Consider the following 26,621-nt stretch of genomic DNA (forward strand, 5'->3'; position numbering starts at 1 on the left):
ACGATGAAGGGGCTTACGGGCCTGCGGCGAGGATCATTCTTTTTTTGATAGCGCTTGCGGAAAGGATGACGTATAGTGAAAACAAGAAAATCGGAGCCGCGATTCTGCCATACCCCTCTGTGACCGGCCATATGATGGTAGAGGGCTGGAGGAGCGCGGCGAAAGGAGGAGCAAGAGGCATGATGGACGCTATCCAGGCTTATTGTTTGGCCAAGCCGGGTGCCGAGGAGACGTACCCATTCGGGCCGTCCCCGCTCGTCGCCAAGGTGGGGGGCAAAATGTTCGCCCTGCTGTCGGCGGGTGCGGTTTCCCTCAAATGCGATCCGGCGATCGCCGAGAATTTGCGGGAGCAGCATGCTTCCGTCAAGCCGGGCTATCATCTGAACAAGAAGTATTGGAACTCGGTTCTCGTGGACGGCTCGCTGACGGTGGAGGACATAGAAGCCATGATCGATCATTCGTATGAGCTGGTCGTCGGCAGCCTGACGAAGGCGGCGCGCGTCGAGCTGGAACGGCTCGGGGAAAAGGCGGGCAGAGCTTAAGCGTTGCCGACGTTCGAAATCCGGGAGGGGAGGCCTGCCATGCAGGTAGTGAAAAAGGACGAGATGAGGCTGGTGGGGCTGCGTGTACTTTGTCCAGGGGACGAGTATGCGGCCGAAATTCCAAAAGCCTGCGCCGCTCTCGCCCGGCGGATCGGCGAGATTCCGGGAGCGGTTGCGCCCGATACGCTGATTGGCGTCTATCAGGTGGATGCCTGTACGGAGGAAAAGGACGGCTATTGGGTATGCGTGCAGGTGGAAGGGGACGCGGAGCCCCCGGCGGGCATGACGGCGTTGACGGTTCCGGCCCAGCGCTACGCGGTCGCCTATCATCGGGGACCGGCCGATGAGATCCGTGCCACCTACGCGGCCCTTCATCAGGAGATCGCCGCGGCGGCCTTTGAGCGGATCCTCCAGTCGTGGCATCTGGAAATTTATATCCCGTCCAAGCAGGTCCAGCCTCCCGACTACGTGGAGATCGACCTGTACGACACGATACGGTAGTCCGCCGTCCGGCGGTCGCTTGGAGGACAGCAAAAGCAGCCGGTCTTACTGACCGGCTGCCTTCGTGTCTTGATTGAGCTATTATGGTCGTTCAACGACTGCTTACAATTCTTTCGTCATAAAAACACTATTGGGGTCTTCCCTGTAATCCGCAAACGGAGGGCAGGATTCGAATCCGAACCGTTGATAGAGTTGTCTAGCCGCTTCGAACCCTTCCATGGAGCCGGTTTCCAAGCTCAGCCGTCGATAGCCTCGCTGCGTAGCTTCCTCCACGATATGGGCCAGTAGTTTAGAGGCGACGCCTTTCCTGAGATGCTTGGTGGAAGTACGCATGGATTTGATTTCCCCATGCTGGCCTCCCAGGTCTTTAAGAGCACCGCAGCCTAACAGTTCGCCTTGCTCCCATGCACTCCAGAAGGTGATGTCCGGTGCTTTCAATCGATCTCGATTCAAGGCATGTACGCTCTCCGGCGGGGATTGTTCAAACATGCTCTGCAAATGTTCATTGACCAAGGCGATAATATCGGCTCCGGATAAATCATCGAGTTTAATCTCCATGCGCTTCACTCCCTAAGATAAGCTAAAGGTAATTCCATCCGGCTCTACGCATTGTTCTTTTTCGAAGTTGCTCGGTTCGTCCATGAGCAGGATATTGTAGCGCCAAACGGCTGCGGCTGTCAATTCCCCCGGACATCGCCATGCGCTGAAACAATCGGGCGGGGAATCTCGTCTGATCAGGCAGGAGGTGAAAGGATGAACCGACTGCCCGTCTTGCTGCTTCTCTCGCTCGTTTTCCTTCTGAGCGGTTGCTCGTTCCTGCCGGTCCGTCCGACCCAAGGGCAGGCGATTATCGACTGGGTGGATTTTGTCAAGCTGAACGGGCATACCTATACCAGTGTCTGGAATCGGGCGCTGGCAGATCCGAAGCTGGTGGGGGAAGAAGCCGGCCATGTGAATTTTAAGGTGGCCGATGTCGTGACCGACCCCTATTACAGGACGCAGGACGGGGACGCCGCCTTCCTTGGAATCGGCACCAAGCTTTACCGGGTCGAAGGCTTCTCGAAGGAGGAACTGCTGGCGGCTCCGGACCCGAACCAGCCGCAAGGCTACCGCTTGTACGCGACGGAAGGCGCCGTCCAGAGAGCTTCGAGCATTTTCGACGATTTAACGGCCAATCGGATTTCACGAATCGAGCTGTACGCGGACTATTGGCGGACGCCCCCGTTCCGGACGCTGGTCCAAGCGGAGAAAGACGCCTTTTTCCGGCTGCTGGCATCCGGCTTGGACAGCCCCGGCTACTCGCCGTTCACGCAAAGCGGCGATCCTGCCTATACCCAGATGGTGCTGTACACCGGCGAACCGCTCGCTTATACATTCTCCCTGGCGGACGACGGAAGGCACGTCTTTTTTCATCCGCAGGAGACGAGGCTCGTCGATAACGCTATCCGCGCCTATCTGCAGCAGCCGTAAGGCTGCTGTTTTTGTGGGGCGGCTTCGATTCGCAAATTCGTTCTTGTTGGTCATCCCCTAGTATGCTAGGTTGGAAGAAACTTGCAGCCAATAGAGAAAGCGAGGAGTAAGCAATGAGCGATCGGAAGGCCCCGGACGGAAGAGAAAGTGCGGACGAATGGAAAGAGCTGACGGACGAGTCCCGGGATCGATGGGATCGGGTGGCAGGCTTTTGGGACGATTATATGGGGGAGACGAGCAACCGGTGGCATCGGGAGCTGATCCGGCCTAAAACCGAGGAGCTGCTGGCTGTCAAACCGGGCGATCGCGTCCTTGACGTCGCCTGCGGAAACGGCAACTTTTCCCGCCGGCTGGCGGATCTCGGCGCGCAGGTGACCGCCTTCGATTACAGCCCGGTCATGGTCGAGAGGGCCCGCCGGAGGTCGCAGGAATACGAAGCACGAATCGAGTACCGGGTCGCCGACGCGACGGAGGAGGAGACGCTGCTGGCGCTGGGGCGTGGGGCCTTCGACAGCGCCGTAGCCAACATGGCGCTTATGGACATTGCGGACATCCGTCCTCTGATCCGGAGCGCGACCGAGTGGCTAAAGCCCGGCGGCGTGTTCGTGTTCTCCGTGCCGCATCCGTGCTTCCAGTCCCCTCAAGCCAGGCGCAGCTACGAAACTGAGGATATCGACGGCCGGGTCGTCTCGCGTAGCGTCGTGCACGCGAGCCGTTACCTGACTCCGCAAGCGTCCGAAACGATCGGCATTGCCGGGCAGCCGATAGCCCATTTGCTGTTCCACCGCTCGCTCCAGGAGTACATGACGCTCTTTTTTGGCGCCGGCTTCGTGCTGGACGGATTCGCGGAACCCGGCTTTGCTCCGGATCCGGACAGCCGCCGGTTTGAATGGAGCGAGCTGCCTGCGGTTGCGGTGTTCCGGTTTCGCAAGCTGCCGCAATCCGGGAATGAAGAGAGCTCCCGTCTATAATCCTTGGGGCGTACGAGGCAAGGCCAGCCAGGTGGGCAATCATGCGACGCTTCTTCTAGCCCTGTTCGTTCCCGCTATGGTAAGGTAGGGGGAAACTGCCGCGCAGCGGGCGCTTAGAGAGAGAAGAGGGAAGGGAAACCTATTGACGATTCTTGTATTCTTGCTGGCAGGCATAGCCGAGATCGGAGGCGGCTACCTGATCTGGCTGTGGCTTCGGGAAGGCAAGTCCGCCTTCTGGGGACTCGGCGGTGCGATCGCCCTCATCTTGTACGGCGTTATCGCCACGTTTCAAACCTTTCCGTCCTTTGGACGGGTCTATGCCGCTTACGGCGGGGTGTTCGTTGTGCTTTCGGTGCTGTGGGGCTGGGGCATCGACCGCAAGACGCCGGATTTATACGACTGGCTGGGCGCGATTATCTGTCTGGTCGGCGTGTCGGTCATGATATGGGGACCGAGGCAGTAGAAGCCCGATGTGGAAGCCCAAGGCAGGTGACAGAGCTGGGGTGCGCGAGAAGGAGGGGATGGCATAATGAAGAGACGCTGGAAGGTCGTATTGTTCGATCTGGACGACACGCTGCTCCACTTTGACGATTATTGGCAGGACAGCATGCTGGAGACGTTCCGGCAGCATCCGTCTACGGCCGGCCGCGATCCGGGGCCGCTCTTTGAGCAGCTGTGCCGGTTCAATGAGCATTATGTGAGCTTGTATCACAATCAGGCGATCACCCTCCGGCAGTTCCGCAACGAGCGGGTGATCGAGACGCTCCGGAGCTTCGCCATCGCGATGGATGAGGCGGAGGCTGACCGGTTCAATGAGCTGCATAACGCGATCAGCCGCTCGTTCATGCGGGCGAATCCGGCCCTGCTCGGCCAGCTGACGGCTTGGCGGCGCAGCTATGCGCTCGGCATCGTCACGAACGGGACGGCAAGCTGGCAGCAGGACAAAATCCGGGCGCTCGGCATCGAGCCGCTTTTTCCCGCGTCTTGCGTAGTCGTCTCCGAGGACGCAGGCTGCGAGAAGCCGGATCCCGAGATCTACCGCAGGGCGCTCGCCTGCTTCGGCGTTTCCCCGGAGGAAGCCCTCTTCGTGGGCGATTCCTGGAAGAACGACGTGCAGGGGCCGATGAAAGCCGGCATGCAGGCCGTCTGGTACAACCGGCTGGGAGAGGCGCTTCCCGAAGGCGAGCACGAGCCATACGCGGTCATTTCCCGGCTGGACGAGCTGGACGCGATATTATAGCATCTAACATTAGCACAAAAGGAGTCTTCCCTGATGAGCCCTAACCAGCAGCAGCAGCTCTATACTTTTCAAGACGCTTGGACCGCATGGCGCAGCGGCGCCAAATTCCCGATCGCTTTCTTCGGGGACAGCACATTCGACGGAGCCGCTACAACGGGGTGGGTCCGCAATACGCTTGGAGCCGACAATGTCTCCCCTAACGCGTTTTCGAGGAAGCTCGAAGGCCTGCTGCGCGAAGCGGCCGGGCAATCGGTGCTGCGGATCTATAACGCGGGCTTCAGTGGGCAAACGGCGGCCTGGGGAGCCGCTCACATCGAGCAGGAATTCACAGGCGATTCTCCTTACAGGGACGTCAAAATGATCGGCATCGGCTTCGGCATCAACGACCGGCTCGGCTACCCGAGCGAGATGGAATACCGGGTTGGGCTTCGGACACATACGATCCGCATGATCGAGTGGTGTTACGAGCACGGCATCCAACCGTTCCTGCTCACGACGCAGGCCGTCGTCGCGCCGGGCGTCCACACGACCTATGAAGGAACCTATCCGATGCGCACGGGCGGCCACATCCATACCGTCGCGGGCGAGGTCAAAAAGGAGCTGGCCCTGGAATACGGATTGCCGCTGATCGACCTCAATGCTTATACGGAGGCGTTCCTGCTCTATTCCTCCTACAGCACGGCGAGCATCATTCCGGACCGGCTGCATTTTGGCGATCTCGGTCATGCCTTCGTGGCGGAGCTGCTGTTCGCTCATCTGGTACCCTATACGATTGTGGCGGACGGCTATACGAAGATCGATTACTCCACCCAGGCGGTCCAGGACGGTGTCCCGGAGGACTGGCTGACGATGTCGGACAGCCCGGTAGACGGCTTCAAAGTGCTGGTCGACCGGGAGCGGGAGGAGACCGCAGATCGGAAAGTGATGACCGTCTGGCTCTTTGCCGCGGCGCGGCGGCCGCTTGCTCTCCGCGCCTACAAGAGCGGGACGACCGGATCGGGTGCCGCCTCTTCCGGCGAAGAGCAGGAAGGCTTCACCGGCACGTATGTCAAAGTGAACGGGAAGGCGCATCTGTTGACCGGTCCGGAGACGGAACTGGGCCGCATGGAGCAAGGGCTGTACCGGCTCGAAGTCTTCACCGGCACGGGTACGCGGGTCGACTTCAAAGGCTTCTGGCTGGACTAAGCATTAGGAACGCACACGCAAAAAAAGCTTGAGCGATCAAGCTTTTTTTGGTTTAGCCGATTCTTCCCTTGCACCGCTCCGGCAGTCGTGCCACGATAGAGCCAAACTGACCATCAGGAGGATTGGTATGCAGATAGACATCCGTTCCGAGACGCCCGAAGATGCCGAAGCGATCGCCGAGCTGCACGCTCTTGCCTTTGACAAGGAGCCCGCGATTCCCGCCCTCGTCGCCCTTCATCGCCAGCGGGGCGCCTTCGACCCCGAGTTGTCCTTGGTTGCAGTGCGCGAGGGCAGAGCCGTTGGGCATGTTCTTTTTTTCCCACGCCTGCTTCATGTGGGGGGCCAGGCGGTGCGGGCTGTCGTGCTGTCGCCGCTGGCCGTGCATCCGGATGAGCAGCGGCAGGGGATCGGAGCCCGACTCGTCCGGGAAGGACACCGGAGAGCCGGTGCCAAAGGCTATGCGGCTTCGCTCGTGCTGGGTCATCCCGGGTATTACCCGCGGTTCGGCTATGTGCCGCGCATGTACGGCACCTCCGGGCTGGTGCTGGACGGGGAAGCCCAGCAAGAAAGGCTGCTGGAGGAACGGCCGGTGCGCCAAGCCGACGCGGAGCTGCTCGAACGGATGTGGAGCAGCTGGTTTGCGGAGGCGTCTCTCGCCTTCCGTCCCGAGCAGACGCTCTTGGATTGGATCGCTCCGAGCCCGGCGGTTCGTTCCGTTCTGCTCGAGGAGCGGGGCGAGGCGATCGCTTACTTGCGTTATCGGCCGGCGGAGCCGCATGCCCCGATTCTCTTCCTGAGCAAGAGCAGGGAGGCGACAGAGGCAGCGCTTGCCCACGTCAGCGCGCTGACCCGACAGGCGGGCGTTCGCGAGCCGATCCGGCTTCCCCTACCTCCCGGGACCGAACGGGCCCGCGAGTGGATGCCCGTGCCGGTTCGAGAGTCGGTTGCCCCGTGGGAAGCGGCGATGCTCCTGGTGCTGGACGAAGCCTGCTCGCCTGTCCGTACTTATGTGGAAGAGGCGGGGACGCAGCGGCCGATCGGAACGATCGTGTGGCCGGTGGAATTCGACAGTTTGTAAACGGACCGTCGGCCGAAGGTAGGAGACGAACGAAGGGAAGGGGAGATAACCAAGTGAATAGACAGATCACAGAAGCAACCGTTTCGGAGCTGCAGCGGGCCATGGAGGAAGGAAGCCTCACCTCCCGCGCGCTCGTCCTGCACTACATGGATCGAATAGCTCGCATAGACCGGGACGGCGTCCGGCTGCAGGCCGTGCTCGAATGGAATCCGGATGCCGTCTCCCAGGCGGAGAGGCTGGACCGGGAACGGGCGGAGGGCCGTGTCCGCGGGCCGCTTCATGGCATTCCGGTTCTGCTCAAGGATAACATCAATACCGGCGATAACATGCATACGAGCGCCGGCTCGCTGGCGCTGGCGGACTCGTTCGCTCTGGCGGATGCGCACCTGGTCAAGCTGCTGCGCGAGGCGGGAGCGGTGCTGCTCGGCAAGGCGAATATGACGGAATTCGCCAATTACATGACGACCGGGATGCCGAGCGGCTATAGCTCGCGCGGCGGGCAGGTGCGCAATCCGTACGGGCCCGGCCGGTTCCAGCCGGGCGGCTCCAGCGCCGGGTCGGCCGTGGCTGTTGCCGCGAATTTGTGCGCAGTCTCGGTCGGGACCGAGACGTCGGGCTCTATCCTGCACCCGGCCTATCATACCAGCATCGTCGGCATCAAGCCGACGGTTGGGCTCATTAGCCGGTCGGGGATTGTGCCGATCACGTATACGCAGGATACGGCGGGGCCGATGGCCCGTACGGTGCGGGACGCCGCGCTGCTCCTCGGCGCGATGGCCGGCCCGGACCCGGCCGACGAGGCTACGCTGGTCGCCGGCCCGGGTCAGCTTCCCGGTGATTATGCGTCCTATTGCGAGGCGGACGGGCTGCGGGGAGCGAGAATCGGGATCAACCGGGGCTACGAGGAGGATTTTAAAGAGGAAGAGAAGGCTCTCCTCGACCGGGCGATTCAGGCGATGAGGGAGGCGGGCGCGGAGATCGTCGAGTCGGTCAACCTTCCGCACATCGGCAAGTCCAGCGTGCTCCTGCACGAATTCAAATCCGCCCTGAACCGGTATCTGTCGTCTCTCGGTCCCGATGCGCCCGTCCGCACGCTGGCCGATCTGATTCGGTTCCACAACGAACATCCGAAGGAAACGCTGAAATACGGGCAGACGCTGCTGCTGCGCGCCGAGCTCGAGACGTCGGGCACCCTGACGGAGCCGGCCTATCTGCTGGACCGCATGAGGACTTGGCAGGAGTCGCGGGAAGACGGCATCGACCGGGTGCTCCAGGAGCATCGGCTGGATGCACTCTTGTGCCCGGGCGTGACCAACATCCCTGCGGCTGCGGGCTATCCGGCGATTATGGTGCCCGCCGGCTTCCGGCAGGACGGCCATCCGTTCGGCGTCTCGTTCGTCGGCACGGCCTACAGCGAGCCTGCGCTGATCCGGATCGCGTATGCATTCGAGCAAGCGTACCCGATGCGCCGGGCGCCGGAATTTCCTGAGGGAACCCTCGGCACGAAGGAGCGGACCGAATGAAGAGAGGCGCAGCGAACCACGAAGCCGAATTCGACCTCGGAGGAGGCTTCAAGCTCTTTAAGGCGGACTCACATGAGTTCGGTATTTATTCGTGTACATACCGCGAGAACATCTTTTTCCGGCAGAGCTGGGAGAGGCGGGTTGCCGTCTTCGACCCGAATACGCCGTATTATTGGATCTGTCTGGACGGCAAACGGGTGGGCGGCGTCAGCATCAGCCCGAATACGATCTGGAATCTCTTCCTCCTGCCGCCGTTCGCGGATTGGAGCCGTCTGGTTGGCAGATTGAGAGCATTGCTCGTTACGCTATCCAATCCGCTAGAGCCCATATCCGCTCACGGCATTCTGCCGGACCAAATCCCTGCGTTTCATCGGGCGGGTTTTGTAACCGGAGAGACTCGCCGGGTCATGATCCGGCCGACGGGCTCGCTCGGCGGGACGGAATCGCTCCAGCCGTTTTCTTTGGCGATACCAACACTCGAGCATGTCGGGGATATTGCTAGTGCCGCTTGTCGGGCATACGCCGGACCAGACGGCCTCGGGTATCCCGGACTGAATACTAGGGAGCAGCACGAGACCGATACCACTGCTTACTTCGAGCACAATACGCAGGAGGTGCTACGCCAAGCCTCCTGCCTCGCGTACGACGGAGCGAGCGGCGAGCTGGCGGGATTCTGCCTGATCTCTCTATGGGAGGGCCTGCCGCTCGTCTCTAACCTAGCGGTTCTTCCTGCCTATAGGGGCCAGGGACTTGCCTCTGCGATGCTCCTCCGGGCGCTATCCGTTCTGCGTGGCGACTATGAACTGCTTCGGCTGTTCGTCACGATCGGAAACGGAGCGGAGCAGCTCTACCACAACCTTGGCTTCCACGCCGGGACGCCTCAAGCGCAGGTGGACTACCAGATGCGGGGCGGTGACGTCTGAGCCCGCCGCCGCGTGCTGCCCCGACCAAGGTCCAGGTACGTTCTCGACGAGCGGAGGAGGCTGCGGGACGGCGATTCGTGGTAAGCTGAATGACAGTTGATGGAAAAAAAGGAGAGGTAACCATGAATATGACAACCATTCTGGGAGCCGTGCTCATCCTTCTGGGAGCGGCACTGTTCTTGAACCGCGGGGAGACGGTCGACGTCGGGACGATCTTCGCTTATTTCTGGCCGAGCTTGTTCGTGCTCCCGCTCAGCATGTTCTTCCACTGGATGCACTTCGCCATGCTGGACCGCAAGGCGCCGGGGCTGCTCGTGCCGGGCGGCATCCTGTTCATCTCGGGACTGGTCTGCCAGCTGGCGATGCTGACGGACGGCTGGGCCTATCTGTGGCCGGGCTTTCTGCTGGCCGTCGCCGTCGGTCTGCTGGAATTGTACTGGTTCGGCTACCGGCACAAGGCTCTCTTGATTCCGGTCGTCATTTTGACCGTCCTGGCCCTTGTTTTCTTTGCCGCCTTCTCGATCGGCACGCTATTCAACCGGTTCGCCGTCGGACAGCCGCTCATCGCGATCGGCCTGATCCTGGTAGGCGTCTGGGCGATGGTAGGCAAGAAGCAGCGCGTGTAGCGGGTATGCCGAGGCTGCAAGCTGACTGCCCCGGCGGGTAGGCAATGGACCTGTCCGCCGGTTCGTCTAATCTACATACGGAGACAAACAAATAACCGGCTTGCCTTCTTCCGCACGGAAGGGCAAGCCGGTTATTTTGTAGGGGGATGGAGAGGCGGCTACTCCTTGTCTTGGAGACGGAAGCCTTCCTCCGCCATATACTCCTTGACTTCCTCATATGTCTCGCAGGCGAGATCGAGCTGCTCGCCTGCATAGATATACCAGAGGTCGTCCTCCGGCTTGACGGTTAGCGTCTCGCCGCCTTCTCCGATCCAGGTCTCCTCGCTTGGCGCGGTCAGCGAGCGGATCGAGGCCGCCACCAGCTCCCGCAGCTCTTCGGCGGACAGGTCGCGGATATTGACCAACCCCCGGTCGTCCGTCTGCCAGCCGTCCAGCCGTCCGGCGTACACGTAGCCGTTGCCGTTCGGGTGGAGATGATAGACGACCGTTTTCTTGTCGAACGCGCTCTCGCCATAATGATAATTGACACGCCCGAGGGAGACGGGCCTGCGCTCCAGCTCCTCAAAGCCATCGAGCACGGCTTGCTTCTCTTCAAAAGTTAGCATCCTATATGACTTCCTTCCGTCATTGTAAAATAAGGCCGGGGGAGGGGGCCTTACCCGTGCGACTCTTGGCCCCGTTCCGCCTGATAAGAGGTGTACAACCGGCCAATGGCTTCGTCCAGCTGCCGCTTCAGCTTGGGCACATCCGGATCGGGAATGTCAGGAAGCACGGAGGACCGTTTCATCGCCTTATAGCACCGGCGGCAGACCGGGAAATACGCTACGCTGGCGGTTGACGCTTTGTTCGCGTTGTCGCCGATAGCGATCTGCGGCCCGTCGAATACCGGCCTGCCGTCGTCGACCCGCATGTTTTTTGTCGCCTTGCGGTCGCAAAACCAGCAGACGGTCTTCAGCTCCTCCAGCTTGTCGGCTTCGCAGAGCAGGGCGGCGCTTCCCTCGAACAGCTGCGACCGGCTGTCGGTCTTAAGCCCGTATGCGATCACCGGAATGCCGCATTCGTCCACGATATCCGTCAGCTGGCTCACCTGAGCGGCGGTCAGAAACTGGGCCTCGTCCACGAGCACGCAGTTAATGTGGAGCCCCTGGTCCAGCATATAAGCGACAAGAGCGTGGAAGTCGGTGCCGCCGTCGAAGAGAATCGCCTTCTCCTGGAGACCGATTCGCGAGGCCACCACGCCGGTTCCGAACCGGTTTTCCAGAGCGGAGGTGAACAGCACAGCCGCTTTTCCCTGCTCCATATAGTTGTGGTACGTTTTCAGCACGTCAATCGATTTGCCCGCATTCATCGTGGAATAACGGTAATACAGTTGAGCCATTCTGTGTGCCTCCTCATGAACCTGCCTCCCCATTCTAGCACGAAAAAGAGGGGAATGGTCCCACAGCTTCCATCCGGAAAAGCGTCAGGAGGCGAAAGGAGGCCCGAACAGCCAGTCACTGACAGGTTGGAACACCGCCAATATCAAGTCCAGCGGATTCGGCAGAGGCGTGCCCGTGCTCCGAAGGACAGCCAGCAGGACGGAAACGAGCAGCAAAACCGAAAACCACAGCAGGTCTCGCCACATTCGGCTGCGAACCAGCTCGGGCACCGTCTTCCAGACGGCGAGGCCGGCAGCCGCCAGGCTGATTAGCGTACCGATCATGAATGGCCCCCCATCTGCCGCAGGATGGACTGGTTGGTATTGCCCATCCGTTTGATGGTGACCTCGACCTGCACCTCCAGATCGAGCTTGGGAAACAGCTCGTCGTGCCACCGGTCCTCCACTTCCTTCCACTTGCGCGGGGAGGAGCGGTGCAGCGCTTCGCCGAAGCCGAACACATCGCTGTGGAATTCCGTCTGTGCCCGGCGAACCGCGCTTCGGATCCGATTGCGGACGTCCGCCTCCGTCTTTTCCCGCATCTCCCGGAGCACGAACGGATTCCGGATATCCGCAGTGCTTTGCACCTCCCCCACCTCTCCCTCTGCCGTCAATTTGACATGAGCGACCGGCTTGCCGTCCTTCCATTCGACCTTGATCTTCCGCTTGGTCCGCAGCAGTTCGACCCCGATCCGGCTGCCGTCCGGCCAGGGGATATTGATAATCGTGCTGTGAACGGTGCCTTTGAGGTAATTGTAGCCTTTGCTCTCGCTCTCGTTGAACCAGCCGACGAGCTTGTCGCTCTTCAGCACCGCCATATCCGAATAAATCAGTTCTGCGGGGATTTTGGCCCTCTGCATGTTTTCCTTGCGCTTGCCCAGAGCCTCGTCTCCCTTGATCTCAATACCGGTCAGCACGGGATTCTTGCCCTTACTCGTAATATCGTCCAACAGCTCGCCCAGTGTCACTTTCCCGGTTGCCGCCCAGTTCTTGTCCGACATTTCGAGCGACGTGAACAGCTTGTTCGCCGGAATCTTCTCAAGTGTCGTGAAGGTCTCCAGAATATCCATGGCTTTGCCTCCCCTGGCGATCACGATATAAAAATCGGTTCTCATCTCCACATCACGCGCCAGAATATCCAGCACGCCTCCGAGTCCCTTGCGGGCAAGCTCCTCGCCCAGAACGAGAACCCGCACATGGGAACCGTAGATGCGGCGCGGCGATTCCTTGGTCATCCGGCGGAGCCCCTGCAGCACGGTGTCTCCCGGCGTCGTGAACGTGATGACGGGGGAGCGGCCCGAGCCGGAGGCTTTGGCGATCTCGCCGGGATTGACAATCTGGGCGGATATGTTGTATCCACGGGGGGCCTGGTCAAACCCGAGAGCGGCCGCGATGGCAAGCTCGTTTAATTCCCGGCGGCTCCAGCAGCCGCTGAGCAGGGAGGCCAGCAGGAGGAGGATAGCCAGCTTCATGCATCGGATGGTCATGACGAGGAGCCCCCCTTCTTCCGGTTCGGCTGCCCGCCGTTCCTGCCTTTGCCGGCGGCGGGCTTAGGGCGGGTGAGCATGCCGGACCACGGAATTCTCAGCAGCGTATCCTTTATATTGGACATCAGCAGGGGAGCAAACGGAGTCATGTACGACGTTCCGAACGATCTCAGGCTGCACAGGTGAAGCAGCAGAGCGAGCAAGCCGACGATAATGCCCAGCAGGCCGAACGAAGCGGCGAGCCCCATCATCACAAGGCGGATCATCCGGATCGAGATGCCCATGCTGAAGGCGGGCATGACGAAGTTGGAGATGGCGGTAATCGAAACGATGATGACCATTGCCGGCGAGACCAGGCCGGCATTGACGGCGGCCTCTCCGATGACCAGCGTGCCGACGATCGAAACGGACTGCCCGATCGTCTTGGGCATGCGGACGCCGGCCTCGCGCAGAATTTCGAAGGTGATCTCCATGAGGAGAGCCTCCACGAAAGCAGGGAACGGCACGCCCTCCCGCTGGCCGGCCAAACTGATCAAGAGAGAGGTAGGGATGAGCTCCTGATGGAAGGTGGTCACAGCAATATACAGCGAGGGTGCCAGAAGAGCGATGAAGAAGGACAGAAACCGGAGCAGCCGCAGCAGCGTGGCGAAGTCGGCCCGTTGGTAGTAGTCCTCCGGCGCCTGGAAGAACTGCATGAACAGGGCAGGAACCAATAGGACAAACGGCGTTCCGTCCACGAAGATGGCGACTCGGCCCTCGAGGAGCGCCGCTGCCACCGAGTCCGGCCGTTCGGTATTGTAGACGGTGGGGAACGGGGAGCGCGTCGAGTCCTGAATCATCTCTTCCACATATCCGCTCTCTAGAATGCCGTCGATACGGATGTCGTTCAGCCGGTCGCGCACCTCCTGCACGACGGCGGGGTCGGCGATCCCCTCGATGTACATGATCGCCAGATCGGTTCGGGTGACCTGCCCGGCTCTTCCGCTTTCCAGCCGCAGCCGGGAATTGCGGACCTTGCGCCTGACGAGGGCTGTGTTGACCCGCAGCGTTTCCGTGAAGCCTTCGCGCGGTCCCCGGATGACGGACTGGGTGCTCGGCTCCTCGACGCCTCTTTTCTCCGTCTGGGCGACGCCGATGGAGAGCGCCGCGGCACTGCCGTCGAGCAGCAGAACGGCACTGCCGTTCGTCAATGCGTCGGTGGTCTCCTCATACCGTTCGAGCTCGCGGACGTCCCCTTCAGGAATCAGCGTCCTCTTGACCGTTTGCAGTGCGTCTTCCTTCGCCGCTCCTTCCGCAAACCCCGTGTTGGTCAGGAGCGACAGGAGCGATTGCAGCAGGTCGGATACTTGCGCCAGGCCGTCAATATAGAGGAGAGCCATTCGGCAGCCGGGCTTCCGTCCTAGGATTAGCTCGCGACAGATCAGATCGGTACTGAACCCGAATGCCTGCTTCATATGGGAAAGCGAATCATCCAGCTGAGAATGAATAGAATCGGGATTTGGTTGAGCCGGCATGGCGGCCGCCTCCTTTCGTTGAGGATTGCTGCGTCAGGATGCTCCGGAACGGCGAGCGGATTCAGGTGCCGGCGGGGGTGGGCTGGAACGGCGCAGCTTCTCCCGAATCCAATCGACCAGCCAAGCGAACAGCGGAAGAACCACGGCGGAGAAGAAGGCGAAGGGGACATAAGCCGTGGTATCATAGAGCTGGGAATATGCCTGATCCGGATAGACGACGAGAGAGTAGAGCACGAGCAGGATGCAGCCGGGAAGGATGAGCGTCCGGGTGCTTTTCAACCCCAGCAGCTCGGTGAGGCCGGCGACGAAGCCGTAGAAGTAAAAGGAAGCCTTGACGTACACCGTGATGTACCAGATTAGCGCTAGAATCGTCTCTACCCGTTTCAGGAAATCGCCTATGTTGATCATGCGAGCCAGAATATAAGAGGGATAGAGATACACAGCCGTGGCCCGGGCACCGAGCACGGTAATGGAAAGAAACGAGATAAGGAAGAAGACGATGCTGCCGATCAGCGCGCCAAGCAGAAACATCCTCTCTCCCTTTTTGGGGTCGCCTGTTATGTGCACCGGAAACACCATCAGCAGCACCGCGAGCGGCAGCGTGGCCGTCGCGATAAGCGTGAGGCTTGCCTTGACGAACCGGGGAGGGGGGCTCTCAAGCACCGGCAGCAGGTTGACCAGCTGGACCTGGGGCAGGAGCGCTACCGTCAGCAGGAAAAGCATGAGCAGAACGAAAGGGAACATCAGCTCGGCGGCGCGGGCGAGAGGCTCCAGACCGAGCCACAGTCCCATCGCGATGATGGAAACGAACAGGATGTGGATGGCGGGCATTGGGGTATTCGGCAGAATATGCGTGATGGAGAAGTCTCCTATGTAGTAGATCACTTGCGAGGCGCCAAGGAACGAGAACAGAAGGAAAAGAAGCGCGAACACGCCGCCGATCCAGCGGCCAAGCGATTTCCTGAAGTAGCCGATCAGCGTCGCTCCCCCGAATCGTCTGCTCAGCCGGAGGTAGTACCAGACGAAGGCGAGATTGAGGACGACGCCGGCGAGGGCGGCGAGCCACGCATCCTGCTTCACGTCGGAGGCGAGCCCCGACGGAATGATAAGTATCGTCGTGCCGATCGAATAGAGCAGCACGATAACCCCGATCTGGCGGGCGGACAAGCAGACGGTTCGACTCATAAGACACCTCGGAGCATGCCGGTCGGGCGGCAGAATGGGGATAGTGTTTGCCAAAACAAGGCTCCTCATCCAGCCGCCGCGGCGCTGCCAAAGGAGGAATAATGCGATGACAAGCCACACACGGATTCAAGGCATCCATTCGCCCCGGCTGCGGAACTTTATCGCGTTTCAGAGGGATCCGCTGCAATTTTTGGTCGACGTACTGCCTGAAGGCGATATCGTGTCGCTTCGGACAAGCGCGTTTCGTCCGACGTTTATCGTGAACGCGCCGGATTTTGTCCAGGAGATCCTCGTTGCCAAGGACGGGTGGTTCCGCAAAGGCCGCAGCTCGGCGGTGCTGCGGCGAACGGTCGGCGACGGGCTGCTCACGACCGAGAACCCGGTCCATCAGCAGCAAAAGAAAACGATGACGCCGGCTTTCTATAAAGAGCGGATCCGCGCCTACTGCGACATCGTGGCGGAGGAAGCCCGGAAGACGGCCGCTTCTCTCCGGGAAGGGGAGCCGGTCGCCATGCACGAGCTGATGATGAAGCTCACGCTCGGCATTATCGCCCGGAGCATGTTCGCCACGGATGTGGAGGACCGGAAGGCGGAGCTCGCCGATGCGGTGGATGTGACGATCCGGCAGTCCGCCCGCACGCTCTTCTCGCCGATCGTGCTGCCCTTCGGCGTGCCGACCCGCGGCAACCGGCAGCACCGGGGTGCCATCCGCACGCTCGAGGAGATGGTCTACGGCGTCATTCGGGACGCCAGGGCCCATCCAGGACGGTACGCGGATACGCTGCTCGGCCTGCTGCTGGATGCAAGAAGGGAAGACGGCCGTCCGCTGCCGGATGCCGAGATCCGCGACCAGCTGATGACGATGCTGCTCGCCGGTCACGAGACGACCGCCAACGCGCTCGTCTGGGTGTGGGAATCGCTAGCCCGGGTGCCGGAGGCGGAGGCCGCGTTCCATGCCGAGCTCGACCGAATAGACGAGAGCCGGACGGTAGAGGGACAGGACGATGCCGAATCGCCGTATGACCGGTACCGGCGCCTGCCGTATACCCAGCAGGTGGTGCAGGAGACGCTGCGGCTGTATCCGCCTGCCTGGATTATTTTGCGGGAGGCGAAGCGGGAGGTCGAGCTGCTGGGCGAGCGGTTCCCGGCGGACAGCAGCTTTCTGATCAGCCCGTATGCGCTGCATCGAAACGAGCGTGTCTTCGGCGACGCGCTCTCGTTCCGCCCGGAGCGGTTCGCAGGCGAGCAGGCGGGCTGGCCCAAGTTCGCCTACTTCCCGTTCGGCGGGGGCTCCCGCGGCTGTATCGGCTCCCAGTTCGCGATACTGGAGGCGGTGCTGATCCTGGCGGAGCTCGGGAGCCGCTTCCGGTTCCTCCGGACGGATGAGACGCCGGCCGTCCCTGAACCGCTCGTCTCGCTCCGGGTCAAGGGCAGCCTGACGATGGTTCCGGTCCGAAGGGAAAGGGAGAGCGGGCTTCCGTAACGCCGGGGGAGCAGGAGCGCCGGGCCGACGGGGAGGCGCCGGTTATCCCGGACGGGGAAACGGCGATCCATAGGCGGGCCGCTAGGCAAGCGGACAAGCATGATCTATAGACGAATCAGAGGAGGCGGTAACAATGAAACAAAACCGATTGGGCCGTTCCGGGCTGCAGGTCAGCGAGATCGGACTCGGCTGCATGTCGCTCGGGACGGATGAGGCCGCCGCGGTCTCCTTGGTCCACGAAGCGTTGGACCGGGGCATCACCTATTTCGATACGGCGGACCTGTACGACGAGGGACTTAACGAAGAGCTGATCGGAAAGGCGCTGAAAGGCCGCCGTTCGGACGTCATCCTGGCGACCAAGGTTGGCAACCGGCGCATCCCCGGCCGGGAGGGCTGGATGTGGGACCCGTCCAAGGCGTATATTCTGTCTGCAGTCAAGGAGAGCCTGAGGCGACTGCAGACGGATTACATCGATCTGTATCAGCTGCATGGCGGGACGCTGGACGATCCAATCGACGAAACGATCGAGGCGTTCGAGCAGCTGAAGCGGGAGGGCGTGATCCGTGCCTACGGCATCTCCTCCATCCGCCCCAATGTGATCCGGGAGTATGCAGCCCGTTCGGAAATCGCAAGCGTCATGAGCCAGTACAGCATCCTGGACCGGAGGCCCGAGGAGGAGGTGCTGCCGCTTCTGGAGGAGCGGGGCATCAGCCTGATTGCCCGAGGACCGGTTGCCAAAGGCATCCTCACCGAGCGCGGGGCGGACAAGGCGGCCGAGGGCTACCTGGATTACACGGCGGACGAGCTGCCTCTCCTGCGCGAGCGTCTCGCGGAGGCCGCCGGAAGCAGGGGCCTCGCACACGCAGCGTTAAGGTACCCGCTCGCCCATCCGGCCGTAGCGGCGGTCATCCCGGGAGCGAGCAGCCGCGGCCAGCTGGGGCAGAATGCAGCGGCGGCCGATGCCGAACCTCTGACGGACCAGGAGCTGGAAGCGATCCGAAGGCTCAGCCGGGCGAACCGCTACACGGCCCACCGCTGACAAATTCCCTCCCTCCCTTGTTCGGCCGGTGCTATAATGGAGGACAATTATGGAGGTGAGGGAGCGATGGCCAAGAACAAGCGTCCGGCAGCCCGGCCGGCGGCAAGACAGATCGCGGCGGGCAAGCCGGAGACCGATTCCGGCGCCAGCCTCAAGGAGCTGCTCAGCGCGGATACGCTGCAGAGGCTGAAAGCCCAGGCCGACGAGCTGAAGGCCGAGGACCGGCAGCGCCGCGAAGAGGAGAGACAGCGGGCCGAGGAGGCGCGCAAGGCGGAGCAAAAGCGGCTTGAGAACGATTTTGCCCATCTGCTGGAGACGAGCGATCCGGACTGGAAGAAGTACAAGCGGTAACCGGCAAGTACCGCCGGCTCATAAGCCAAGAGCGCGGCTTGGTTCCTATGCAATTTTAAAGCGTCCGGAATGGATCGCTTAGGGGATGCATTCGACGCCAACCTTCGGGAGGGACGATGCCGCTCACGGCCCGGAGCGAGGTCGGCATCAAGCGGCTATCTCGGGTCCTTTCCAGCCGAAGCCGGGCTATTTGCTGCCCGTGATCCGTAGACTTTTCGCAAAAAATTCATCCGTCCGTTTGAACCAAACGGCCCGCTGCCGCTTACTCTGGTAGTGGGCTGTTTGCCGTGGGCGCAGCCGGGCCGCCACCCGCGCGGAGGCGCCCACTCAATCGAAACGGACGGTGACAATCGCGATGTCTATCACTTGGATCGCCGTGGCGATCGCTTTCTTTTTTGCCATGAATATTGGTGCGAGCGGAGCGGCCGCCTCGATGGGCGTCGCCTACGGAACCGGCTCGATCCGGCGCAAGCGGCTCGCGCTGCTGTGCGTGGCGGCCGCCGTCTTCCTTGGCGCTTATCTGGGTGGCGGGGAGGTCGTCAAGACGCTCGGCTCGGGCATCGTGCCGCAGCAGCTGTTGACCGTGGAGACGGTCATCATCATTCTGCTGGCAGCCTCCCTGACGCTGTTCGGCGCCAATCTGATGGGCATCCCATTGTCCACGAGCGAGGTGACGGTCGGGTCCGTCATCGGCATCGGCGTCGCCTATCAGCAGCTGCAAGGGGCTACCATTCTGCTCATCGTTTCCTTCTGGGTCGTCATTCCGTTCCTCGCCTTCGCGCTCGCATGGGGAGGCGGCCTGCTCATTCGGCGGTTCGGGCGGCGGTCCGCTGCGGATGGTTCGTCGGGCGGCACCCGAACGAAGATTCTCTCGCTGCTCGTCGTCGCGGCCGGCTGCTTCGAGGCGTTCTCGGCGGGAATGAACAATGTCGCCAACGCCGTCGGTCCGCTCGTGGGAGCCGGGCTGATGAGCACTGGCAGCGGCATTCTGTGGGGCGGCTTGTTCGTCGCGCTGGGGGCCGTGCTGCTCGGGGGGCGCGTGCTCGAGACCAACGGCAAAAAGATTACGAGGCTCTCACTCCCTCAAGGCATCCTGATTTCGGGAACGGGCGGGGCGCTGGTCGTCGTGGCGTCGCTCATGGGCATCCCGGTGCCTTTGACGCAGATCACCACGACCGCCATCCTGGGGATCGGCACCGCCGAGCAGGGCAGGAAGCTGTGGCAAAAGGACATCATCGGCAAAATTCTAAAGGTGTGGATCGTCTCTCCCGTCGTCTCCCTCGTCGTCTCCTATACGCTTGTCAAACTGTTCCTCCTTCCCGATCCGTTCGTTCTCATCGTGCTGGCGGCGATTCTCGTCTCGTCGGTCGGGCTGAAAAGCCTCTACGACGCCAGCCAGTATGAGAAGCGGAATGTGAACGAGGACGGAAGCGGGATTTGACCGTCCTCCCAAGACGGCTTTTTTCGCCGCACTTCCGTGCCCGAACAAGGCCATTACAGGACGCCGGGCAGGTGGAGAATAAGCGGCGGAATCGTCCGTTTAGCGGGATTCGAGACGGTTTGACAGGAGGGCCGTCGACTTTTGCCGAATCAAGTTGACAGAACATGTTATGAATACTAGAATGGGGGCAGTTGCCTAGGCAGGGAAAGGGAGGAGCCGGCGCAGCCGGCACGGCGGAGAGCGTTCTGCCGCCGCGCAGAGCCGGCAACGCGGGCAGGTGAAATCCGGGATGCGGACAACGGATTTTCCAGTGGCTGCCCCTCCCGTCTCTTCCAAGCAGAGGCAAGGTCCGCGAGAGGGCTCGGGCAAGCTCCTGAGCGTATAGGCACTAGATTAGGAACGGAGGCAGCTCCTTCTCGCGGATGACGAATTGGCCGGAGAAGGGTAATGTGTCCGGCGGCTGTGCGGTTGAGGCAGGAAGCGAGGTCCGTTCGGAGTAAGGCTAGAAAGCGCTTTATTGTTCCTTGTCCCGGGCGCGGCATCCATCGTCATCCTTCTTCCAAGAAGTGCTGGCGGAAGAGGGCAGCAGGAGGACGAAGATGGAGCATCCGGGCCGTACTTGGATGGAGGAGAGAAGGGACAGGCAGCATAAGCTTGTAGGCTTGAAGCGGAGATCGCGAATGGAACCCCGCCGTTCCCCCTCGTTCCCGAAAGAACAGAACAAGAAGCAAGGAGACCGGCCATAACGGCCGTCGGCTCCTTGCTTCTCTTAGCGTAGTGGAACGGCAGTCTCTTACGTCCGAATGGGTCGGCCTATCGGGGCCGATCCGTACAGCTCGGAACCTGCCGGGCTATTCCTCGACGGGAAACCAGCCGGGAGTGGACAGAATCGCGTTCCAGAGCGGATCGGGGATGACCAGCTCGCGCTGGGCGCTCCGCGATAGCGTCGTTCGGATTTCCTGGTCGCGTCCTTCTTCGATCTTGCGGGCCCAATCCGGCTCCAGAACGAGCTCGCGCCCCAGGGCGACGAGGGGAGCACCTGCCTCAAGCGCGCGCAGCGCATCGTCCGCCGTCCGGATCGACCCGACGCCGATGAGCGGAACGCGGCCCGCAATCGTATCCAGCAGCAGCCGGATGCGCGGGACGGACAGATCCGGCACGCCGGCGCGGGGAAGGGACCAGAAGTCCATAAGAGAGACGTGCAGGTAATCAAGTTCAAGACCCGCGAGCCGGTCGACGAACGCAAGCGTGTCGTCCATGTCGTAGCCGGTCGGATGGGGTTCCTCCGGGGAAAACCGGTAGCCGAGCAGGAAAGGCAGCTCCGCATGGCGGGCTATCGTCTCGCGCACCTCCTGTACGACGGCGAGCGGAAAAGCCATGCGCTTCTCACGCGTACCGCCCCACCCATCTTCTCTCCGATTCGCATGCGGAGAGAAGAACTGCTGCAGCAGGTAGCCGTTGGCTCCGTGCAGCTCGACGCCGTCAAATCCTGCTTCGATCGCGCGCCGCGTCGCCTCGCCGAACGCGCGGATGGTGGCGCCGATCTCCTCTTCGGTCAGCGGTCTGGGCACCGGAGTACCCTCTCTGGCCGCAACGGCGCTCGGTGCTACAACCTCGCCGCCTGGCACGAGCTCGGGTGGACATTCCGCCCCGCCATGATAGAGCTGGAGCACGGCTGCCGCGCCGCTCTCGCGGATCGTGGCGGCAAGACGCTTCAAGCCGGGCAGCAGCTCGTCGGTATCGATGCCGAATTCGCCCGGGAAGCCTTTGCCCGCGGGGGTCACGTAGACGCAGGCTGTCACGACGGTACCCACGCCTGCTGCCCGTCTGCCGTAATACGCGAGCTCCTCGTCCGAGACGGAGCCGTCCGGGTTGGAGGAGTAGTGCGTCATCGGTGCCATAACCAGACGGTTTTTCAGCTGCACGCCGCTCCGGAGCCGGAGCGGCTCGAACAACGGCCGGTAGATTGGATTCATGCTGACATTCCTCCGTTTGTTGGACTAGCAAGCGGCCTGCCTAAGGGCCGCAGCCTACGCACAGTTTTTACGCCTGCTCAGCCTCTATGCAAACCGCTCGGCTTTTTCTGCCGGGCGGCAGGAGGACGGATGCCCATTTCTGGCAGATTCCGGGCTTGTCCGCTCCTCCAGGGAAGCAGATGATTCAGGGGGTTCAAAAATCAATCTCTTTTTGAGATTGGAATGATGTCAAAGATATATTTTTCATATTGTTTATTTTGTTTAAAGTATAGGTAAAGGCTTTCTATCTGAGGATGACTATGAGCAGGTAAATCAGGGCATCCTTTTTCTTTGACGGTTTATGGGCACGTTATCAGAAAATACCAGGCAAGCAAGGGGAGGTAGACCCTCAATGACCACCGGACAACCGGACAAGCAAACGATTTGGCAATCCTATTCCGGTCCGAACTTGGGCTATTTGTATGAGCAGTACGAAAAATATGAAACCGATCCGAACTCCGTGGAGCCGTCTTTCCGCGAGCTGTTCGATACGTGGGGCGCACCGCCGGCCCTGTCGTCGATCGGAGAAGCCGGTCAGCCTGCCGGCGCACCGGCTGGCGGAATCGATCCCGCCTTCCTCAAAAAAGTCGTAGCCGCCGAGAAACTGGTTTGGAACATCCGGACCTACGGCCACCTCGACGCGGACCTCGATCCGCTCGAATTGCAGGCACCGGCCGATACGCGTCTTCTTGAGCCGGAAACCTACGGCCTTACCCAAGCAGATTTGTCGGCTATGCCGGCTTCCTTGATATGGGAGCATGCTCCCGCCAGCATCTCGAACGGCTGGGAAGCGATCCGCAAGCTTCGCCAGCAGTATACGAAGCAAGCCGCTTTCGAATTCAGCCATGTGCATAACGAAGCCGAGCGCGACTGGCTGCACAAGTTCGTCGAGACGGATCAGCCGGCCGGCGCCGTTCTGTCTGCGGACCGCCGCAAGAAGCTGCTGGACCGTCTCGTGCACGTCGAGCAGTTCGAAGCGTTCCTGCATAAGACCTTCGTCGGACAGAAGCGGTTCTCCGTCGAGGGGACCGATGCGCTGATTCCGATGCTCGATGGAATCATCCATCACGCCGCGAATGCCGGTGCCGAGCATGTCATGATGGGCATGGCTCACCGCGGCCGCCTGAACGTGCTGGCGCATGTGATGCGCAAGCCGTATGGCCAGATCTTCGCGGAATTCCATCATTCGCCGAACAAAGACCTCGTGCCGTCGGAAGGCTCCATCGGCATTAACGCCGGTTGGACCGGCGACGTCAAGTACCACATGGGCGCGGAGCGCGCCGTGCAGGAGGATGAGAAAACCATCCGCCTGACGCTCGCGAACAACCCGAGCCACCTGGAGTTCGTCAACCCGGTCGTGCAGGGCTTCGCCCGCGCGGCGCAGGAAGTGCGCACCGCCGCCGGCTATCCCGAGCAGGATATCCGCAAGGCATACAGCGTGCTGATGCACGGCGATGCGGCCTTCGCCGGCGAAGGCATCGTAGCCGAATCGCTGAACCTGAGCCGGCTCAAAGGCTTCCAGGTGGGCGGCACGATTCACATTATCGTCAACAACCGGATCGGCTTCACAACGGAGAGCGAGGATTCCCGCTCGACCCGTTACGCGAGCGACTTGGCCAAAGGCTATGAGATCCCGATCGTCCACGTCAACGCCGACGATCCGGAAGCATGCCTCGAGGCCATCCGGATGGCATGTGAATATAAAGCGAAATTCAACAAGGACTTCCTGATCGATCTGGTGGGCTACCGCCGGTTCGGCCACAACGAGTCCGACGATCCGGAGATGACCCAGCCGATCACCTACGCCAAGGTGCACAGCCACCCGACTGCCGCATCCGTCTATGCGGAACGGCTCGTCAAGGAAGGCGCCATCGATAGCGGTCTCGTCGACGAGCTGAGGAGCGCGGCCTCTGCGGAGCTGCAAGCGGCGTACGAGGAAGTGAAGGCGGGTACCTTCAAAGTCGAGGGTGAGGCTAGCGATCTTAAGCAGGTCCCGGCCGAGCTCGATACGGCTGTAGCGCTTGAGGAACTCGTTGACATCAACACCGCCCTGCTGCAATGGCCGGAAGGCTTCAACGTCTATCCGAAGCTGAAGCGCATCCTGGAAAGACGGGGCAAGGCGTTCGAGCAAGGAGAAAAGATCGACTGGGCGCTCGCCGAGACGCTCGCATTCGCGACGCTGGTCGCCGAAGGCAAGCCGATCCGGTTGACCGGGCAGGACTCCGAGCGCGGCACATTCTCGCACCGGCATATCGTGCTTCACGATTCCAAAACGGGCGATACCTTCTCGCCGCTGCACGAGCTGCCGCAGGCGAAGGCTTCGTTCGCGGTTTACAACAGCCCGCTCTCCGAGGCGTCCGTCCTCGGCTTCGAGTACGGCTATAACGTCTACGCACCGGAGACGCTCGTGCTGTGGGAAGCCCAGTTCGGGGACTTCGCCAACGCCGGGCAGGTGCTGATCGACCAATTCATCGCCGCCGGCCGCGGCAAGTGGAAAGAGCTCTCGAGCCTCGTTCTCCTGCTGCCGCACGGCTATGAAGGCCAAGGGCCGGAGCACTCGAGCGCCCGCCTGGAGCGGTTCCTCCAGCTGGCAGGAGACGAAAACTGGACCGTCGGCTATCTGACGAAGTCGTCGCAGTTCTTCCACCTGCTGCGCCGGCAGGCAGCTCTCTCCGAGACGGAAGCAGCGCGTCCGCTCGTCCTCATGTCGCCGAAGAGCCTGCTCCGGAATCAGCGCGTCGCGGCTCCGGCATCCGAGTTCACAAGCGGCGGCTTCCGTCCGGTGCTCGAACAGGAAGGGCTCGGCGGAGCGCCGGACCGTGTGGAACGCCTCATTCTCTGTACCGGCAAGGTAGCCGTCGATCTCGAGGAAGCGCTGGATGCGGACGGAGAAGACCGTTCCTGGCTCCACATCGCTCGGGTCGAGCAGCTGTACCCGTTCCCGAAGGAGGAGCTGGCCGCCGTCATCGGCAAGCTGCCAAACCTCCGCGAGATCGTATGGGTACAGGAAGAGCCGCGCAACATGGGCGCATGGAATTTTATGGAATCGAAGATCCGGGACATCGCACCTTCCAAGGCGACCGTCCGTTATGTTGGACGTCCTGACCGGTCGAGTCCGGCCAGCGGCTTCTCGAGCGTTCATAAGCTGGAACAGCAGCAGATCGTTACCGAAGCATTGGAACAGCCATCTTACGAAACTACGAAAACAAGGGGGAAGCGGTCGTGAGTGAAATCAAGGTACCGGAAATAGGCGAATCGATTACCGAAGGGGCGATTGCCAAATGGCTCAAGCAGCAGGGAGAAGCCGTCAAGCAAGGGGACGTGCTGCTCGAACTCGAGACCGACAAGGTTAACCTCGAAATCAGCGCGGAGCAGGACGGCGTCCTCACGGAGATTCGCAAGCAGGAAGGCGATGTCGTCCAGGTCGGCGAAGTCATCGGCATGATCGGGGAAGGAGCCGGCGCAGCTGCGGGCGGTACCGCCCAGCCGGCACCCCAGCAGGAGGTCGCTCCGGCGGCTCCTGCCGCTCCGGCCGCAGCAAACACGGCTGCTCCGTCGAACGCGCCTGTCGCTCCGGCTGCCCCGGACGATCTGAACGCATCGCCGTCGGCCCGCAAGCTTGCCCGCGAGCGCGGCATCGACCTGCGCCAGGTACAGACGATCGATCCGAACGGCCGCATCTCGCACAGCGACGTGCAGAACTACGCCCCTGGCGCCGCTCCGGCCGCCAGCCAGCCGGCGGCCGCCAAGCCGCAGGCGGCTCCTGCGCCTGCCGACAACCCGGCCAAGCCGGTTGATCGGTTCCGCATGTCCCGCCGCCGGGCGACCATCGCCAAGCGTCTCGTTGAAGTTCAGCATACCGCTGCGATGCTGACCACCTTCAACGAAGTCGACATGACGGCGATCATGGACGTCCGCAAGCGCCGCAAGGACAAGTTCAAGGAGAAGCACGAAGTCAACCTTGGCTTCATGTCCTTCTTCACCAAAGCAGTCGTTGGCGCCCTCAAGGCATTCCCGCTGCTGAACGCGGAAATCCAGGGTGAGGACATCCTTGCTAAGAAGTTCTATGACATCGGCATCGCCGTATCGGCCAAGGAAGGTCTGGTCGTTCCGGTTGTCCGCGATGCGGACCGCCTCAGCTTCGCCGAGATTGAGCGCGAGATCGCCAATCTGGCAAGCAAAGCCCGCTCCAACTCGCTCGCGCTGAGCGATCTGAGCGGCGGTACGTTCACCATCACGAACGGCGGCGTATTCGGCTCGCTTCTGTCGACGCCGATCCTGAATGCTCCGCAAGTGGGCATTCTCGGGATGCACTCCATCCAGATGCGTCCGGTTGCCATCGACGCCGAGCGGATGGAGAACCGTCCGATGATGTACATCGCCCTCTCCTATGACCACCGGATCGTCGACGGCAGCGAAGCCGTCCGGTTCCTCGTCAAGGTGAAGGAACTGCTCGAAGATCCGGAATCCCTGCTGCTCGAAGGCTAATCCCTTTTGCTCGCCGGACAGGCGGACAAGCGGGTGCCGCCAAAGCGGTACGGCTTCTCCCCCTTCGCCCCCCCGCCGGGGCGAAGGGGTTTTTTTCGGCCCTGGCCCGGCAGGCAGGCAAGAGACATGAAAAAAACGCTCT

At 61.6% G+C, this 26,621-nt stretch carries 24 protein-coding genes and 1 pseudogene; 17 read left to right on the forward strand and 8 right to left on the reverse strand.

Annotated elements, in window-relative coordinates; all coding sequences use genetic code 11:
• Positions 1-179 precede the first annotated feature (179 nt).
• Positions 180-542, forward strand: coding sequence for an MmcQ/YjbR family DNA-binding protein (locus KJS47_RS13025; RefSeq protein ID WP_213525475.1), 363 nt, complete (start codon positions 180-182; stop codon positions 540-542).
• Positions 543-581: 39 nt separating this feature from the next.
• On the forward strand, positions 582-1,043 hold the full coding sequence (locus KJS47_RS13030; RefSeq protein WP_213525476.1) for a GyrI-like domain-containing protein: 462 nt from the start codon (positions 582-584) through the stop codon (positions 1,041-1,043).
• Positions 1,044-1,145: 102 nt separating this feature from the next.
• Here the strand turns inward: KJS47_RS13030 and KJS47_RS13035 are convergent, their stop codons facing one another.
• Positions 1,146-1,601: a GNAT family N-acetyltransferase gene (locus tag KJS47_RS13035; protein ID WP_213525477.1), complete on the reverse strand. Its 456-nt coding sequence runs from the start codon at positions 1,599-1,601 to the stop codon at positions 1,146-1,148.
• A 195-nt stretch (positions 1,602-1,796) separates the two neighbouring features.
• Here KJS47_RS13035 and KJS47_RS13040 point away from each other — a divergent pair, with 195 nt between their 5' ends.
• From KJS47_RS13040 to KJS47_RS13080, 9 genes are all read left to right on the forward strand, one after another.
• A complete protein-coding gene (locus tag KJS47_RS13040; protein WP_213525478.1) occupies positions 1,797-2,513 on the forward strand; it encodes a hypothetical protein in 717 nt (238 codons plus the stop codon).
• A gap of 113 nt (positions 2,514-2,626) precedes the next feature.
• Positions 2,627-3,484 (forward strand): class I SAM-dependent methyltransferase, encoded by an 858-nt coding sequence (locus tag KJS47_RS13045; protein WP_213525479.1) that lies wholly within the window; start codon positions 2,627-2,629, stop codon positions 3,482-3,484.
• A 142-nt stretch (positions 3,485-3,626) separates the two neighbouring features.
• Positions 3,627-3,947, forward strand: coding sequence for a YnfA family protein (locus KJS47_RS13050; protein WP_213525480.1), 321 nt, complete (start codon positions 3,627-3,629; stop codon positions 3,945-3,947).
• A 66-nt stretch (positions 3,948-4,013) separates the two neighbouring features.
• On the forward strand, positions 4,014-4,724 hold the full coding sequence (locus tag KJS47_RS13055) for an HAD family hydrolase (protein ID WP_213525481.1): 711 nt from the start codon (positions 4,014-4,016) through the stop codon (positions 4,722-4,724).
• Positions 4,725-4,757: 33 nt separating this feature from the next.
• Entirely contained in the window at positions 4,758-5,909 is a 1,152-nt protein-coding gene (locus KJS47_RS13060; protein WP_213525482.1) for an SGNH/GDSL hydrolase family protein, read from the forward strand.
• A gap of 127 nt (positions 5,910-6,036) precedes the next feature.
• Positions 6,037-6,987 carry a GNAT family N-acetyltransferase gene (locus KJS47_RS13065; protein WP_213525483.1) on the forward strand — a complete coding sequence of 317 codons (951 nt, stop codon included), beginning with the start codon at positions 6,037-6,039 and terminating at the stop codon, positions 6,985-6,987.
• Positions 6,988-7,040: 53 nt separating this feature from the next.
• Positions 7,041-8,510: an amidase family protein gene (locus KJS47_RS13070; RefSeq protein WP_213525484.1), complete on the forward strand. Its 1,470-nt coding sequence runs from the start codon at positions 7,041-7,043 to the stop codon at positions 8,508-8,510.
• Positions 8,507-9,433, forward strand: a complete 927-nt coding sequence (locus KJS47_RS13075) for a GNAT family N-acetyltransferase (RefSeq protein WP_213525485.1) — start codon at positions 8,507-8,509, stop codon at positions 9,431-9,433. Before KJS47_RS13070 ends, KJS47_RS13075 begins: the two co-directional genes overlap by 4 nt.
• Positions 9,434-9,555: 122 nt before the next feature.
• Entirely contained in the window at positions 9,556-10,059 is a 504-nt protein-coding gene (locus KJS47_RS13080; protein WP_213525486.1) for a hypothetical protein, read from the forward strand.
• Positions 10,060-10,217: 158 nt separating this feature from the next.
• Here KJS47_RS13080 and KJS47_RS13085 read toward each other — a convergent pair whose 3' ends face one another.
• From KJS47_RS13085 to KJS47_RS13110, 6 genes and pseudogenes are all read right to left on the reverse strand, one after another.
• Positions 10,218-10,664 carry a hypothetical protein gene (locus tag KJS47_RS13085; protein WP_213525487.1) on the reverse strand — a complete coding sequence of 149 codons (447 nt, stop codon included), beginning with the start codon at positions 10,662-10,664 and terminating at the stop codon, positions 10,218-10,220.
• 185 nt (positions 10,665-10,849) lie between these two features.
• Positions 10,850-11,437, reverse strand: a pseudogene (locus KJS47_RS13090) (thymidine kinase); the annotation flags it as partial.
• An 84-nt stretch (positions 11,438-11,521) separates the two neighbouring features.
• A complete protein-coding gene (locus KJS47_RS13095; protein WP_213525489.1) occupies positions 11,522-11,761 on the reverse strand; it encodes a hypothetical protein in 240 nt (79 codons plus the stop codon).
• Positions 11,758-12,963, reverse strand: coding sequence for a Ger(x)C family spore germination protein (locus KJS47_RS13100; protein ID WP_213525490.1), 1,206 nt, complete (start codon positions 12,961-12,963; stop codon positions 11,758-11,760). The genes KJS47_RS13095 and KJS47_RS13100 overlap by 4 nt, the downstream gene beginning before the upstream one ends.
• On the reverse strand, positions 12,960-14,477 hold the full coding sequence (locus KJS47_RS13105; protein WP_213525491.1) for a spore germination protein: 1,518 nt from the start codon (positions 14,475-14,477) through the stop codon (positions 12,960-12,962). The genes KJS47_RS13100 and KJS47_RS13105 overlap by 4 nt, the downstream gene beginning before the upstream one ends.
• A 33-nt stretch (positions 14,478-14,510) precedes the next feature.
• Complete coding sequence (locus tag KJS47_RS13110) at positions 14,511-15,662, reverse strand: GerAB/ArcD/ProY family transporter (RefSeq protein WP_213525492.1); 1,152 nt, start codon at positions 15,660-15,662, stop codon at positions 14,511-14,513.
• 106 nt (positions 15,663-15,768) lie between these two features.
• On the opposite strand from KJS47_RS13110, the gene KJS47_RS13115 reads away from it, so the two are divergent.
• From KJS47_RS13115 to KJS47_RS13130, 4 genes are all read left to right on the forward strand, one after another.
• On the forward strand, positions 15,769-17,145 hold the full coding sequence (locus KJS47_RS13115) for a cytochrome P450 (protein ID WP_213525493.1): 1,377 nt from the start codon (positions 15,769-15,771) through the stop codon (positions 17,143-17,145).
• 133 nt (positions 17,146-17,278) lie between these two features.
• A complete protein-coding gene (locus KJS47_RS13120; protein ID WP_213525494.1) occupies positions 17,279-18,184 on the forward strand; it encodes an aldo/keto reductase in 906 nt (301 codons plus the stop codon).
• 66 nt (positions 18,185-18,250) lie between these two features.
• Positions 18,251-18,535, forward strand: coding sequence for a YqkE family protein (locus tag KJS47_RS13125; RefSeq protein ID WP_213525495.1), 285 nt, complete (start codon positions 18,251-18,253; stop codon positions 18,533-18,535).
• 355 nt (positions 18,536-18,890) lie between these two features.
• Positions 18,891-19,976 carry a sulfate permease gene (locus tag KJS47_RS13130; protein WP_283772075.1) on the forward strand — a complete coding sequence of 362 codons (1,086 nt, stop codon included), beginning with the start codon at positions 18,891-18,893 and terminating at the stop codon, positions 19,974-19,976.
• An 851-nt stretch (positions 19,977-20,827) separates the two neighbouring features.
• On the opposite strand, the gene KJS47_RS13135 is transcribed toward KJS47_RS13130, so the two are convergent.
• Positions 20,828-21,952: an NADH-dependent flavin oxidoreductase gene (locus tag KJS47_RS13135; protein WP_213525496.1), complete on the reverse strand. Its 1,125-nt coding sequence runs from the start codon at positions 21,950-21,952 to the stop codon at positions 20,828-20,830.
• 391 nt (positions 21,953-22,343) lie between these two features.
• Between KJS47_RS13135 and KJS47_RS13140 the strand changes: the two genes are divergently transcribed.
• Together KJS47_RS13140 and odhB are read left to right on the forward strand one after the other, a co-directional pair.
• Positions 22,344-25,217, forward strand: coding sequence for a 2-oxoglutarate dehydrogenase E1 component (locus KJS47_RS13140; protein ID WP_213525497.1), 2,874 nt, complete (start codon positions 22,344-22,346; stop codon positions 25,215-25,217).
• A complete protein-coding gene (gene odhB / locus KJS47_RS13145; protein WP_213525498.1) occupies positions 25,214-26,479 on the forward strand; it encodes a 2-oxoglutarate dehydrogenase complex dihydrolipoyllysine-residue succinyltransferase in 1,266 nt (421 codons plus the stop codon). Before KJS47_RS13140 ends, odhB begins: the two co-directional genes overlap by 4 nt.
• Positions 26,480-26,621: the final 142 nt, after the last annotated feature.

This window comes from Paenibacillus sp. J31TS4 (genome assembly GCF_018403265.1).
Taxonomy (GTDB): domain Bacteria; phylum Bacillota; class Bacilli; order Paenibacillales; family NBRC-103111; genus J31TS4.